General features: G+C 54.0%; 14 protein-coding genes and 1 pseudogene. 6 read left to right on the top strand and 9 right to left on the bottom strand.

Annotated elements, in window-relative coordinates; all coding sequences use genetic code 11:
* The 3 genes from recF to dnaA all read right to left on the bottom strand — a co-directional run bounded on the left by recF (position 1) and on the right by dnaA (position 3,753).
* Positions 1-1,086, bottom strand: coding sequence for a DNA replication/repair protein RecF (recF, locus tag D7I37_RS07215; RefSeq protein ID WP_061797816.1), 1,086 nt, complete (start codon positions 1,084-1,086; stop codon positions 1-3).
* A gap of 161 nt (positions 1,087-1,247) precedes the next feature.
* Complete coding sequence (gene dnaN / locus D7I37_RS07210; protein WP_095094874.1) at positions 1,248-2,348, bottom strand: DNA polymerase III subunit beta; 1,101 nt, start codon at positions 2,346-2,348, stop codon at positions 1,248-1,250.
* Positions 2,349-2,352: 4 nt separating this feature from the next.
* Positions 2,353-3,753 carry a chromosomal replication initiator protein DnaA gene (gene dnaA, locus D7I37_RS07205; RefSeq protein WP_083950370.1) on the bottom strand — a complete coding sequence of 467 codons (1,401 nt, stop codon included), beginning with the start codon at positions 3,751-3,753 and terminating at the stop codon, positions 2,353-2,355.
* 682 nt (positions 3,754-4,435) lie between these two features.
* On the opposite strand from dnaA, the gene rpmH reads away from it, so the two are divergent.
* The 6 genes and pseudogenes from rpmH to D7I37_RS27675 form a co-directional block, all read left to right on the top strand.
* Entirely contained in the window at positions 4,436-4,576 is a 141-nt protein-coding gene (gene rpmH, locus D7I37_RS07195) for a 50S ribosomal protein L34 (RefSeq protein ID WP_003849659.1), read from the top strand.
* A gap of 18 nt (positions 4,577-4,594) precedes the next feature.
* A complete protein-coding gene (rnpA, locus tag D7I37_RS07190) occupies positions 4,595-4,954 on the top strand; it encodes a ribonuclease P protein component (protein WP_004950547.1) in 360 nt (119 codons plus the stop codon).
* On the top strand, positions 4,918-5,175 hold the full coding sequence (gene yidD / locus D7I37_RS07185; RefSeq protein ID WP_004933881.1) for a membrane protein insertion efficiency factor YidD: 258 nt from the start codon (positions 4,918-4,920) through the stop codon (positions 5,173-5,175). The genes rnpA and yidD overlap by 37 nt, the downstream gene beginning before the upstream one ends.
* 2 nt (positions 5,176-5,177) lie before the next feature.
* A complete protein-coding gene (gene yidC / locus D7I37_RS07180; protein ID WP_061797812.1) occupies positions 5,178-6,815 on the top strand; it encodes a membrane protein insertase YidC in 1,638 nt (545 codons plus the stop codon).
* Positions 6,816-6,914: 99 nt separating this feature from the next.
* On the top strand, positions 6,915-8,279 hold the full coding sequence (mnmE, locus tag D7I37_RS07175; RefSeq protein ID WP_061797811.1) for a tRNA uridine-5-carboxymethylaminomethyl(34) synthesis GTPase MnmE: 1,365 nt from the start codon (positions 6,915-6,917) through the stop codon (positions 8,277-8,279).
* Between the two features lie 24 nt (positions 8,280-8,303).
* Positions 8,304-8,624 (top strand): annotated as a pseudogene (locus tag D7I37_RS27675) (tyrosine-type recombinase/integrase); the annotation flags it as partial.
* Positions 8,625-8,701: 77 nt separating this feature from the next.
* Here D7I37_RS27675 and D7I37_RS07165 read toward each other — a convergent pair.
* The 6 genes from D7I37_RS07165 to D7I37_RS07140 all read right to left on the bottom strand — a co-directional run bounded on the left by D7I37_RS07165 (position 8,702) and on the right by D7I37_RS07140 (position 13,013).
* The gene (locus D7I37_RS07165; RefSeq protein WP_129543493.1) at positions 8,702-9,583 is read right to left on the bottom strand and encodes a DMT family transporter; all 882 of its coding nucleotides are present in this window, start codon (positions 9,581-9,583) and stop codon (positions 8,702-8,704) included.
* Positions 9,580-10,602: a TauD/TfdA family dioxygenase gene (locus tag D7I37_RS07160; protein ID WP_129543492.1), complete on the bottom strand. Its 1,023-nt coding sequence runs from the start codon at positions 10,600-10,602 to the stop codon at positions 9,580-9,582. Before D7I37_RS07160 ends, D7I37_RS07165 begins: the two co-directional genes overlap by 4 nt.
* Positions 10,599-11,330: an SDR family NAD(P)-dependent oxidoreductase gene (locus D7I37_RS07155; protein WP_095099922.1), complete on the bottom strand. Its 732-nt coding sequence runs from the start codon at positions 11,328-11,330 to the stop codon at positions 10,599-10,601. The genes D7I37_RS07160 and D7I37_RS07155 overlap by 4 nt, the downstream gene beginning before the upstream one ends.
* Positions 11,317-11,751, bottom strand: a complete 435-nt coding sequence (locus D7I37_RS27265; protein ID WP_371415258.1) for a 2OG-Fe(II) oxygenase family protein — start codon at positions 11,749-11,751, stop codon at positions 11,317-11,319. Before D7I37_RS27265 ends, D7I37_RS07155 begins: the two co-directional genes overlap by 14 nt.
* 309 nt (positions 11,752-12,060) lie before the next feature.
* Complete coding sequence (locus D7I37_RS07145; protein ID WP_129543490.1) at positions 12,061-12,264, bottom strand: hypothetical protein; 204 nt, start codon at positions 12,262-12,264, stop codon at positions 12,061-12,063.
* A gap of 344 nt (positions 12,265-12,608) precedes the next feature.
* Positions 12,609-13,013: a hypothetical protein gene (locus D7I37_RS07140; protein ID WP_129543489.1), complete on the bottom strand. Its 405-nt coding sequence runs from the start codon at positions 13,011-13,013 to the stop codon at positions 12,609-12,611.
* Between the last annotated feature and the right edge of the window lie 338 nt (positions 13,014-13,351).

Genomic DNA, 13,351 nt, shown 5'->3' with positions numbered 1-13,351 from the left:
TTAGTCCTGTGGTTGAACCTCTATTTTACCTTGTTCCACGCGGAACATCTTGCCCTTTTCACCGGCCATGTCGGTCACTTGTTCAGCGCTGACTGCGCTGACAAAGACCTGGGCCTGGGTGGCTTTCAGGCGATCGGCCAGCAACCGGCGACGGCCGGTGTCCAGCTCGGAGGCAAAATCATCAATCAGATACAGGCAACGCCGCCCGCTCTGCCGGGTGAGAAACTCACCCTGCGCCAAGCGCAACGCGCACATCAGCAGCTTCAGCTGACCGCGCGATAACAAATCCTCTACCGGCGTGCCGTCGGCACGAATGCGGAAGTCCGCCTTATGCGGCCCCACCGCGGTATAGGTCAACGCCCTGTCGCGCTCGAACTGGCGCTCCAGCAGCTCTCCGTAGTCGCTCTCTTTGTCCCAGCCGCGCTGGAAAGAGAAACTCAGGGCGAATTCGGGCAGAAACTGCGCGCAGGTCGCGGTGATATCCGCGGCGATCGCCTCGCTGTATTCTGCCCGCCACTCGCTGATGCGCTCGGCCAACGGGATCAGTTCCTGATCCCAGGCGCGGATCTGCGCATAGCGACTGACCTGGCGCAGCGCGGCATTGCGCTGCTTCAGTAACCGTTTCAGGTTGCTCCAGGCGGTGAAAAAACCGGGTTCGTTATGGAAACATCCCCAGTCCAGGAAGGCGCGCCGGAATTTCGGCCCGCCGTTTAGCAGGGTAAAGCCTTCGGGAGTGATCAGCTGCATCGGCAATAGCTGCGCCAGCTCAGCCACTTTGTGGCCGTCGCTGCCGTCGATGCGCACTTTGCTGTCACCCTGACGGCTCTTGCTCAATCCTACGGATATTTCACGTTCTGCGCCTTCGATGCGGCCGTGCAGCACGAACTCCGGCTGGTCGTGGCGGATCACCCGCCCGGCCTGCAGGCTGCGAAACGCGCGCCCGTGGCCGAGGGTATACACCGCCTCCAGCACGCTGGTCTTGCCGCTGCCGTTGGCGCCAACCAGGAAGTTGAATCCCGGCGCCAGCGCCAAATCCGCCGCTTCTATATTGCGGAAGTCTTTAATCAGTAAACGCGTTAATGCCATGCCAATTCCATCACCGGGAAATTACGCTCTATGTGAGGGCGTTATCGGCGCTGGCAGTTTACGTGCGGACAGCGCGCAGCAACCGGAGCGTACACAGAGTACGTGAGGATTGCGAGCACTGCCCAAGCGTAAAATGGCAAGCAAGATAGCCCGGATATCGGTCACAACCGCATCGGCATGACGACGTATGCCGCCGCCTGGCTGGCGCCGTCTTCGATCTGCACGCTGGAGACCGAATCGGTCAGCAGCAGGCGCACATCTTCGCACTTGAGCGCGTTCAACACGTCGAGCACGTAGCTGACGTTGAAGCCGATTTCCATTTCGGTGCCGTCATAGCTGACATCCAGGATCTCTTCCGCCTCTTCCTGCTCCGGGTTGTTGGCGGTGATCTTCAGCTGGTTCTGGCTCACGTACAGGCGCACGCCGCGGAACTTTTCGTTCGACAGAATGGCCGCGCGGGCAAACGCCTGCTTCAGCAGATCGCAGCCGGCTTCCAGCGTTTTGTCGGGGTTTTTCGGCAATACGCGGCGATAATCAGGGAAACGGCCGTCGACCAGCTTGGAAGTGAAGATGAAATCGCCGACGTGGGCGCGGATGTTGTTGCTGCCGATCTGCAGCTGCAGCGGCGTATCGCCGCCGTCCAGCAGACGCACCAGCTCCATCACCCCTTTACGCGGCACGATCACCGAATGCGACGGCAACTGCTGGCCGATCGGCATCGAACACACCGCCAGGCGGTGGCCGTCGGTCGCGACGGTGCGCAGCTCTTCGCCTTCGGTTTCGAACAGCATGCCGTTCAGATAGTAACGCACGTCCTGATGCGCCATCGAGAACTGGGTGGCTTCGATCAGGCGCTTCAGCGTCGCCTGCGGCAGGGTGAATTCCACCTCGCTCTGCCAGTCGTCCAGATTCGGGAAGTCCGCCGCCGGCAGCGTGGACAACGAAAAACGGCTGCGGCCGGAACGCACCAGCATGCGCTCGCTTTCCAGCGTCACGGCGATCTCCGCCCCTTCGGGCAGGCCACGGCAGATATCAAAGAATTTACGCGCGGGCACGGTGGTCGCGCCCGCCTCATGCGGCTGGGACAGGGCGACGCGCGCCACCATCTCCATCTCCAGATCGGTACCGGTCAGCAGCAGGGAGCCTTCCGTCACCTGCAGCAGCAGGTTACCCAGAATCGGCAGCGTCGGGCGGCCGCCCAGCGGGCTGCTCACCTGTTGCAGCGGTTTTAGCAGATGCTCACGTTCAACGATAAATTTCATAGCGCTAGGAAGATAATGTTCTGATTAAATTGGAGAAATCTTCTTTGATGTCGTGACTTTCCTCACGCAACTGCTCGATCTTCCGGCAGGCGTGCAACACCGTGGTATGGTCGCGGCCACCAAACGCATCGCCGATTTCTGGCAGGCTGTGGTTGGTGAGTTCCTTTGCCAATGCCATCGCCATCTGGCGCGGGCGGGCAACCGAACGCGAACGCCGCTTGGACAGCAAATCCGCGACTTTAATTTTATAGTACTCGGCCACCGTCTTCTGAATATTGTCGATGGTGACCAGCTTTTCCTGCAGCGCCAGCAGATCGCGCAGCGCTTCACGCACGAAATCGATGGTAATGGCGCGGCCGGTAAAGTTGGCGTTGGCGATCACGCGGTTCAGCGCCCCTTCGAGCTCACGCACGTTGGAACGCAGGCGCTTGGCGATAAAGAACGCCACTTCGCCCGGCAGACGGATATCGTTCTCGTCGGCCTTTTTCATCAGGATCGCCACGCGGGTTTCCAGCTCCGGCGGTTCGATCGCCACCGTCAGCCCCCAGCCGAAGCGGGATTTCAGACGATCCTCCACCCCGTTAATCTCTTTCGGGTAGCGGTCCGAGGTCAGGATGATCTGCTGATTGCCTTCCAACAGGGCGTTGAAGGTATGGAAGAACTCCTCCTGCGAACGCTCCTTGTTGGCAAAAAACTGGATGTCATCGATCAGCAGCGCGTCGACCGAGCGGTAATAACGCTTGAATTCTTCAATGGCGTTGTTCTGCAAGGCTTTGACCATGTCCTGCACAAAGCGTTCCGAGTGCATGTAAACCACTTTGGCGTTGGCCTTGCGCGCCATGATGCCGTTGCCGACCGCGTGCAACAGGTGAGTCTTACCCAGGCCGGTGCCGCCATAGAGGAACAGCGGGTTATAGGCGCCGCCCGGGTTGTCCGCCACCTGGCGTGCCGCCGCGCGTGCCAGCTGGTTGGATTTACCCTCAACGAAGTTATCGAAGGTGTGCTTCGGGTTAACGTTGGAGCGGTAGGAGAGTTCAGGCTGCGGCGCCGCGTTGTCCCAGCTAGGGCGCGAAGGCGCCGCGGCGCGGGCTACCGGCGCGGCGGGCGCGCTGCTGCTGCTGACGCTGGCGGTGACGGTTTGGCTGATCATTTGGGTGATCGGTTTGCTGCCCACTTCAAAACGCAGCAAAGGCGCGTCCGTACCGCAGAAATCATTCAGCAGACCATTGATATTGTTTAAGTACTTATCGCGAACCCAATCCAGCACAAAACGGTTAGGCGCATACAGCGCCAGTGTGTTGTCACTCAGTTCCGCCTGCAATGGGCGTATCCACATACTAAATTCTGTGGCAGGTAACTCATCCTGCAATCGGGCAAGACACTGCTGCCAAAGCGAAAGTGACACGGCGGACTCCACTCGAACAAGATCAATAAAGAAAAGAATCAGGCTACTTTTTTATGACTCATGATTTTTGACACATACCCGGCATCGGCTGTTTGCCTGTGGGGGATGCGAACCGCCTTTCACGGTTTATGTCCCTCAGGATCTCCGCTTGAGAGATCGCGATCGGAATGACGGATCATAGCGCAATCCGCGCAAGAGATCCTCCCCTTCCTCACAGATTAGATCCATTTTATCCACAGGCCGCGGCGGGCGGCGATCTTTTCGCCGCCGCCGCCGAATTACAGGCGAGATCCCGGCCGCTGCGCCGTGATTTTTACATTGTCAACCGGTTATACCCTGTTATCCACGGAGGATCCTGCGCGATAAAGCAAAGGATCTCGCCGGGATCCTTGCGATTTCACCCCGAGTCCGTATAATCTTCGCCCTACGTGTGATACCTGGTTCCTTAACGGTGCGTCATTGGCCAGACAGGATTCTGCGGTGACCACGGGCCAAAACCGGATTTTACTCCGTATTGGCAGACAACCAGGTAGGCTAGCGCAATGTGAATTGACTCAGGACTGTACAATTATTACAATCCCGCCTCTTTATGTATTGCGATTGAGGCGTCGGTCATCTTCACGCCGAGTAGCCAAACGCGTTTACTGATCAGTAATTATTTTAAGTTTAGGTAGAAATCGCTATGAAACGCACTTTCCAACCGTCCGTACTGAAGCGCAACCGTAGCCACGGTTTCCGTGCTCGTATGGCCACCAAAAATGGTCGTCAAGTTCTGGCCCGCCGTCGTGCGAAAGGCCGTTCTCGTCTGACTGTTTCTAAGTAATAAAAGCTAACCCACTGAGTGGTTAAGCTCGCTTTTCCCAGGGAGTTACGTTTGTTAACTCCCACTCATTTCACTTTCGTCTTCCAGCAGCCACAACGGGCTGGCACGCCGCAAATCACCATCCTCGGCCGCCTGAACCAGCTGGGGCATCCCCGCATCGGTCTTACCGTCGCCAAAAAACACGTCAAACGCGCGCATGAACGCAACCGGATCAAACGCCTAACCCGCGAAAGCTTCCGCCTGCGTCAGCACGAGTTACCGGCGATGGATTTTGTCGTGGTGGCCAAAAAAGGGATAGCGGATTTGGATAACCGCGCGCTGACGGAAGCTTTGGAAAAATTATGGCGTCGCCACTGTCGCCAGGCTCCCGCATCCTGATCGGGCTGGTGCGAGCCTACCAGCTCGTCATCAGTCCGCTGCTTGGGCCTCGTTGTCGCTTCCAGCCGACATGCTCTCATTACGCAATTGAGGCATTAAGCAGGTTTGGCATGATAAAAGGCAGTTGGTTAGCATTGAAACGCGTATTAAAATGCCACCCCTTGAACCCAGGTGGCGATGATCCCGTGCCGCCGAAAACCGACGATAACAGAGAACACTAACGATGGATTCGCAACGCAATCTTCTCCTCATCGCTCTGCTGTTCGTGTCTTTCATGATCTGGCAGGCATGGCAAACGGACAACGCTCCGCAGCCGGCCGCACAGACCACGCAACAGACTTCGAACGCCGCTACCGGTGATGCCGCCAGCCAGGCTGTGCCAGCCAGTGGCCAGGGTAAACTGATTACCGTTAACACCGACGTGCTGTCGCTGACCATCAACACCCGTGGTGGCGATATCGAGCAGGCCAAACTGTTGGCCTACCCGGATACCCTGGGTTCATCGACTCCATTCCAGCTGCTGGAAACCACCCCGTCATTTGTCTATCAGGCGCAAAGCGGCCTGACCGGCAGAAACGGCCCGGATAACCCGGCAAACGGCGAACGCCCTCTGTTCCAGGCGGCGCAGGACAGCTACACCCTGCCGGAAGGCCAGGACGAGCTGCGCATTCCGCTGACCTTCACCGGTAAAGACGGCGCAACCTACACCAAGACTTTCGTGCTCAAGCGCAACCATTACGCGGTCGCCGTTGATTACAGCATCGACAACAAGAGCGCCACTCCGCTGGAACTGACCCTGTTCGGCCAGCTGAAGCAGACCACCGAGCTGCCTAAGCACCGCGACACCGGCAGCAACAACTTCGCCCTGCACACCTTCCGCGGCGCGGCGTACTCTTCCAGCGAAGACAAATACCAGAAGTATGCGTTCGACAAGGACGAAAACCTGAACGTCACCACTCAGGGCGGTTGGGTTGCCATGCTGCAACAGTATTTCGCCACCGCATGGGTGCCGGCGACTCAGGGCAGCAACACCTTCTACACCGCCAAACCGGGCGACAACCTGTCCACCATCGGCTTCAAATCTACGCCGGTCGTGGTGCAGCCCGGCGCGCAGCAGCAGCTGAACGCCACCCTGTGGGTCGGCCCGGAGCTGCAGGATCAGATGGCCCAGCTGGCGCCGCATCTGGACCTGACCGTGGACTACGGTTGGCTGTGGTTCATCTCCCAGCCGCTGTTCAAACTGTTGAAGTTCATCCACGGCTTTATCGGTAACTGGGGCTTCTCCATCATCATCATCACCTTCATCGTGCGCGGCATCATGTACCCGCTGACCAAGGCGCAGTACACCTCGATGGCGAAAATGCGCATGCTGCAGCCAAAACTGCAGGCGATGCGCGAGCGTATCGGTGACGACAAACAGCGCATGAGTCAGGAAATGATGGCGCTGTACAAGTCGGAGAAAGTGAACCCGCTGGGTGGCTGCCTGCCGCTGATCATTCAGATGCCCATCTTCCTGGCGCTGTACTACATGCTGATGGGCTCGGTCGAGCTGCGCCATGCGCCGTTCGCCCTGTGGATCCACGACCTGTCGGCGCAGGACCCGTACTACATCCTGCCAATCCTGATGGGCGTGACGATGTTCTTCATCCAGAAGATGTCGCCGACCACCGTGACTGACCCGATGCAGCAGAAAATCATGACCTTCATGCCGGTGATCTTCACCGTGTTCTTCCTGTGGTTCCCGTCCGGTCTGGTGCTGTACTACATCGTCAGTAACCTGGTGACCATTCTCCAGCAGCAGCTGATCTATCGCGGCCTGGAAAAACGTGGCCTGCACAGCCGCGACAAGAAAAAAACCTAAGCGTATTGTAGGGGTTCGGCGCGCCGGACCCTTGCAGTAACACCAAGAGGCGGTCATTAGACCGCCTTTTTGCATATTGAATCGTCAGAGAGAACCGTTATGAGCACTACCGATACCATCGTAGCCCAAGCCACCCCGCCGGGACGCGGCGGGGTCGGCATTTTGCGCATTTCCGGCCACGGCGCCAAAGACGTCGCTCAGGCGCTGCTCGGCAAGCTGCCGAAGCCGCGCTACGCGGACTATCTGCCGTTCCGCGACGCCGCGGGCGCCACGCTCGATCAGGGCATCGCGCTGTGGTTCCCGGGCCCGAATTCGTTTACCGGCGAAGACGTGCTGGAGCTGCAGGGCCACGGCGGGCCGGTGATCCTCGATCTGCTGTTGAAGCGCGTGCTGGCGTTGCCCGGCGTGCGCATCGCGCGGCCCGGCGAGTTCTCCGAGCGCGCCTTCCTCAACGACAAGCTCGATCTGGCGCAGGCGGAGGCAATAGCCGATCTGATCGACGCCAGCTCCGAGCAGGCGGCGCGCTCGGCGATGAACTCGCTGCAGGGGGCGTTTTCCACCCGTATCCACCAGCTTGTGGAAGCACTTACTCACCTGCGAATCTATGTGGAGGCTGCGATCGACTTCCCGGACGAGGAAATCGACTTCCTGTCGGACGGTAAAATCGAGGCGCAGCTCAACGGCGTGATGGCCGATCTGGACAGCGTGCGCGGCGAAGCGCGCCAGGGCAGCCTGCTGCGCGAAGGCATGAAAGTGGTGATCGCCGGGCGACCGAACGCCGGAAAATCAAGCCTGCTCAATGCGTTAGCCGGCCGAGAGGCGGCGATTGTCACCGATATCGCCGGTACTACCCGCGACGTGCTGCGCGAACATATTCATATCGACGGCATGCCGCTGCACATTATCGACACCGCCGGCCTGCGCGACGCCAGCGACGAAGTTGAGCGTATCGGCATCGAACGCGCCTGGAACGAGATCGAACAGGCCGACAGAGTGCTGTTTATGGTCGACGGCACCACCACCGCCGCCACCGAGCCGGCGGAGATCTGGCCGGAGTTTATGGCGCGGCTGCCGCAGCGCTTGCCGATCACCGTGGTGCGCAATAAGGCCGACATCACCGGCGAGACGCTGGGCATGACGGAAGTGAATGGCCACTCACTTATTCGCCTGTCGGCGCGCACCGGCGAAGGCATCGACCTGTTGCGCGACCACCTGAAGCAGAGCATGGGCTTCACCAGCAACATGGAGGGCGGCTTCCTGGCGCGCCGCCGCCACCTGCAGGCGCTGGAACAGGCGGCACAGCATCTGGTACAGGGCAAAGAACAGTTAGTAAGCGCTTACGCGGGCGAGCTGCTGGCCGAAGAGCTGCGGCTGGCGCAGCAGGCGCTGAGCGAAATCACCGGCGAATTCACCTCCGACGATCTGCTGGGGCGCATTTTCTCCAGCTTCTGCATCGGTAAATAACGAGGGTTCCACGGAAACAGCGAATGGGTCCTGCCTGGACGCGGCTCTCTGACCAAGCCGTTCGCACATAACGCACTGAACAAGGCGTTCAAGGTCGCATTGCAAGGGCAGGAGATTCCAGCCTTCACCATCCACGACTTGCGGCGTACGGCATCTACCCTGTTGCACGAAAAGGGTTGGGCATCTGACGTTGTGGAAAAAGCGCTAAACCACACCATCGGTGGCGTGCATGGTGTGTACAACCGCGCTGAATATTCAGAGCAACGCAAAGCTATGTTGCAAGCCTGGGCCGACACCATCGACTCTCTTGTACCTGCTACGAATCTTGTGGTTCTGCGGGTTTGAATCTGAAAACCAGGAGTTGGGCGCCAGAACTGCCGATTTTTTCGCTGGTCCGGTGCCCAACTTTTTTAGACGAACCATCACTGAACTGACATTTTATTTTTACTAAGCATCTGCATAACAGGCGTTGCAGAGATTGCTAACATCATCATGAGGCACCCCGAAGCCTGCCAAACAGAAATCGATTCGCCATTAATCAAACCAAACAAGGAGGCAAATACCAGGTCCATGTTAAAAATAAGTGCCGTTTGGGTGTCAGTGATTCTACGTTGCCAGGTCACCTGGATGAATAGACATACCGCAGAAACGAAGACGCCAGCGAAAAGCACAGCCACGATCACGTGCATCTTGAACATGCCGCTAACTCCATGCGCTACTGGCCAGTAACTCATAATCAATGTACCTGCCAGTAACTGCCAAAAAACTAGAGTAAAGCGGCTCACATCAAGAAGTCGAGAGAGAAAGCCGGTGATAATTATGGCCGCCGATATACAAAAAGCTGCCATTAAACCATACATGTAACCAATGCCGAGTCCATTCAGATGTAGGCCAGACATGAGAGCCACTCCCAAGAGTGATAGAACTACGGCTATTGCATCGCCCGCAGGAATGCGCCGATAATAACAAAATTCATAAACAGCAATGATCGCTGCACTCAGGCATACACAAAAGGCTGTTTCGGCTGAGCTGATGGTTTGAAGTGCCTTTGCCTGAAAAAAAGCCGAACCCATCTGCATGATCCCAATAGCCATACTGGCAATAAGTGTTTTTGTTGAGACTCGAATTCCCGCTTTAAGTGCAAATGGTGTGATAACAAGTAACGCTATCAGGTATCGCCCAAAGATATAAACACCAGGTTCGACGTCTGATACGGCGTTGTGGGTCAACGGGAAACCAATTCCCCATATCAGGGGAATCAGCAGCATTATTCCGATTGCCTTCCAATCTGTAAAATGGCTCATGCCTTTCTATCCACAAAATCGAGAACCTGGTTAGGCGAATATACCCACTCGGTGACTCTTGAGCTATTGCCGAGCTGTATAGACGCTTTCCTGATATCTCGGGTAACCAAAACCCGCTGCATCCATCGGTCCGTACCATCATAGCAAGCTTTAAATGCGGTCCTTCCATGAATAGTACGAAGGTTATCTAGTATGAGAATTTCCCCTTGTTCCAGTTCAAAACCATACAACGTATTATGCAAGAGGGTTCGTAACCGATCTAATGCCGCTTGTGATTCTACATCTATGCCAGCAATATATTCATCGTCGTAAGCGATAAAAGAACTATCTGAGGGGCCAAACAACACCTGAATCAACACGCCAGAGCCACGTTTCGCCAAGGTATTGCCGAAGTTGAAGTCAACACTGGTCCTGAATCGCTTACTTCGTAATATGGGTATATCATCAGGAAGAATGTTTTTATAAAAATCATCAACACTCACAACTATTGTTTTAGCTTTTCCTCCCGGGTCTTTACGTAATCCACAAAAAAGAAGGTAGTCTGGGTAAACTGGATGGTAGATATTCTCGTTATGTAAGTCGAGAAGAATCTCTGAACTTTCCGAAGATATCTCATTTTCACTACCCCGCTTTGGTCTCATATTGTGAATTATGGTTCCATTCCTCTCTTGTCGGTAGCTGAAAGGCTCGCCGAGAAAGCGAGACAGCATCATTAAATAAAATTCGCTGTAGTAAGTGTTCTTGCTACCGATAAGCTCATCAATACTATCGATTGTTGGGGGTAAATTTTCATCAAGCAACGCACCTTTGATGAGCAAGGCCCCATTGATATTTTTTCCTTTTCGAAAATCGATTAACCCAGGGTATTTATAAGGGTTAACCCGTTGCAAACACTCTTCCGCAAGGTCGGTGAAATCCTCAAAACTCTGGTACGGATTGAACAGATTTGCGTATTCCTTCACGTTATCTGCCCATCCAGATATATCAACTGTATCTATCGACTTTTTACGAATAATCATTTGGCTGTTTCTCCCCCGTCAATTATGAAATTTTGCCCAGTTATAAACGCCGCCTCATCTGAGCAAAGGAACGCAGTCATCGCTGCAATTTCGTCAGGCCGAGCATGCCTGCCCAATGGAATTCCTTTATTCACATCTTCAATCATTTCAGAAGTATATTCGGCGAGTTGCATGGGCGTGAGAACCGCGCCGGGAGATATTGAGACGACACGGATTTTAGGAGCAAGTTCGATAGCCATAGTACGAGTGAGTGAAATGATCGCCCCCTTCGATGCGTTGTAGTCCGCGTAGTGCGGGAACGCTCCTAAAGCATTCACAGATGCCGTATTAATAATTACACCTTCATGCATGATCTCCAGGGCTGCTTTGCTAACGTTAAATAGTCCATTGAGGTTAGTATCTATCACCTTATTCCATGCTTCGGATGAAATGCACCTGAAGCTTTGGTGGCGGATACTGATCCCTGCATTGTTTACGAGGATATCGATGCCGTTCCAACATTCACGAATGATAGAAAAAGAGTCGTAAACTGATTTTTCACAACAAATATCGCAAGCGAGGAAAATTTCGATTCCATTTTCTTTATGCGTTTGATCGGTAAATGGCGTGGTATTTAAATCTATAACAGCAACTCTTGCACCCTCTGATGCAAATCGCTTAGCAGTAGCTAATCCAATCCCACTTGCTCCTCCAGTCACAATCACCCGCTTATTCTCAAACCGCCTCATTTTTATTTGCCTCAAAATCAGGATTGTAAGTGGCGTCAACTTTGTGACGAAGATAAGGGAAGTCTCGGGTCAGTTGCGAAATGAGATGGCGTCCAATATTAAAATCGGGTGCACCAACCCGCTTTAGTTGCGTATCTGGGTTTAAATTCATGAAGAATGGGAAACTGTATCGTTCATCACCATTAGCTACTACTCGGTGATTAAGTGATTGAATCTCACCGCCTGATAGTATTTCCAAGACATCACCAGCAATCAGTAAAAGGGAGTTCCGCATTGCAGGCACGGCCTGCCAATCCCCATTTTTCTTGTAGAACAGTCCAGGAGAATCCTGCAACATAAGAGTGAAAAGCTCGTAATCGGTATGGGCTCCCATGCTTGATGCCAATTGGGTCTCTTCTGGTTCATGCGAAAGATAGTGGATCAGTCTGAGCTGACTTGCAGGACTACGGGTTGCATCAATAGCTCTGATACCGTGATGATCATAGTGTGATAAGAGATGTGATGTGATGGAACGTCCGAGTGCGAGGGAAAAATCAAAGTACCTGTTGATAACCTTAGCTGCATCCGAAATCTGCTCTGGATAACGATTCTCTCCGCTTAGAATCCAGTTTGATTCTCCTGTAAAGCCAATATCAAAAGCCTCGTAAACTCTCTTGTTTTCGTCAGCATATTGTCCTTTCTCTGTTATCGGGACGTATCCTCGATGGCCAATAGAGTCTCCAATATAGAGCTACATTTTATTTTCGTGAGATAATCCAAACAGTTGTTGGGCAACACGTTTTAGATGCACTGCCCCAGCACAAAATGCAGGGTCGGTGATATTTATGATGTGAATATGTCCAAACTCTTTAAGGGCTCCGATAAATTGTTTTACCTGAAAGTTATTGGTAGAAAAATCCGCATGCTCTATGACTGGTATTTTTTGAATGTTCATTTCGTGATTCCCTGATAGGTAAGCTTGAACGCTTATTTATTTACGAAAACAAATGAAACATCAGACCTGTCTTTTCGCGTACGTTAATCATCACTCAGTAAAATATTTTTTACCGTGCTATTTGATTAACTTATAGGAACATCTATATTTATCTCCATATGATTTATTGCATAATAAAAAATTTAAAACCAGAAAAAATCTCCACTAAAAAGCTAATACGGTCTATTGGATAGGTAAACAGGATCTATCATTAAGATAAATGATGATTTATTTTTTGGCTCAGATGCAATATTGGTGTCATGGTGGTATTTACTCGAGCGAGTAAAGGCAACAAGTGCAAACTTTTACCTGCCCAAGTACACCGCCGTAATCTGTGTCCTCTCGTGCCCCAGTTCCCGACGGATGGTTTGCCGCACCTGCATATCCAGCGCGCGCTGATCAGCAGTCAGTGACCACGCCGTAGGCCCACCAGCAGCCGGCGCTTTCCAGCCCGTCAAGCGCAGCACGATAAGCGCACGCCAGGCTGTTTCGTAGCCAGCACGCTGTCCTAGCGGCGTGGTGGTGAGATAAGGCCGCAATTGCGCCAGACTGGCCAGCGCACTGCGACCATCGACAGCGCGCAGCATGCGCAGAACCTGCCATGCATTGCGCTCTACCGGGGTGAGGCAGGCATCAAGCAGCAACGCTAGTGGTGTGATGAACGGAACGACATGCGCCTGCGGGATGAAGTTGCTGTGATTGCCTGTCATGAGAGATTTCCTGGATATAGGCCACGACGGCCCGTCCTTTGAATCTCATCGCATGGGGCTCCACACTTCCTCGAACAATACGGTCTGCAATACCACCGGGTTGATCGAGAAAAATCGGGGTGAAATACGTAGTGTTCGGCAGAGGAATCAGGAGAGTTTGGCATCAACGATGCGTCATTGGCGCGTCTTGAACGGCGTTGGCAACGGGGAACTTATCCACATCTCTCTATAGCCGCCAGATCGCGGGTCTTCCATTGTTATCCACAGCAGCATATGGAAGGCTGGACTCCAAAGTATGTCCAAGTTTATGTCCAAGATTTTAAAATACTCACAAAAAA

This window comes from Serratia sp. 1D1416, from assembly GCF_003641105.1.
Taxonomy (GTDB): domain Bacteria; phylum Pseudomonadota; class Gammaproteobacteria; order Enterobacterales; family Enterobacteriaceae; genus Serratia; species Serratia ficaria.
The sequence above is the reverse complement of the archived record's forward strand: the minus strand, read 5'-3'. Positions and strand labels throughout refer to the sequence as shown.

Bases quoted from the DNA above. Each gene is read 5' to 3' on its own strand.
- recF (WP_061797816.1), bottom strand. From the start codon at position 1,086: ATGGCATTAACGCGTTTACTGATTAAAGACTTCCGCAATATAGAAGCG.
- dnaN (WP_095094874.1), bottom strand. From the start codon at position 2,348: ATGAAATTTATCGTTGAACGTGAGCATCTGCTAAAACCGCTGCAACAG.
- rpmH (WP_003849659.1), top strand. From the start codon at position 4,436: ATGAAACGCACTTTCCAACCGTCCGTACTGAAGCGCAACCGTAGCCAC.
- yidD (WP_004933881.1), top strand. From the start codon at position 4,918: ATGGCGTCGCCACTGTCGCCAGGCTCCCGCATCCTGATCGGGCTGGTG.
- yidC (WP_061797812.1), top strand. From the start codon at position 5,178: ATGGATTCGCAACGCAATCTTCTCCTCATCGCTCTGCTGTTCGTGTCT.
- mnmE (WP_061797811.1), top strand. From the start codon at position 6,915: ATGAGCACTACCGATACCATCGTAGCCCAAGCCACCCCGCCGGGACGC.
- D7I37_RS07165 (WP_129543493.1), bottom strand. From the start codon at position 9,583: ATGAGCCATTTTACAGATTGGAAGGCAATCGGAATAATGCTGCTGATT.
- D7I37_RS07160 (WP_129543492.1), bottom strand. From the start codon at position 10,602: ATGATTATTCGTAAAAAGTCGATAGATACAGTTGATATATCTGGATGG.
- D7I37_RS07155 (WP_095099922.1), bottom strand. From the start codon at position 11,330: ATGAGGCGGTTTGAGAATAAGCGGGTGATTGTGACTGGAGGAGCAAGT.
- D7I37_RS07145 (WP_129543490.1), bottom strand. From the start codon at position 12,264: ATGAACATTCAAAAAATACCAGTCATAGAGCATGCGGATTTTTCTACC.
- D7I37_RS07140 (WP_129543489.1), bottom strand. From the start codon at position 13,013: ATGACAGGCAATCACAGCAACTTCATCCCGCAGGCGCATGTCGTTCCG.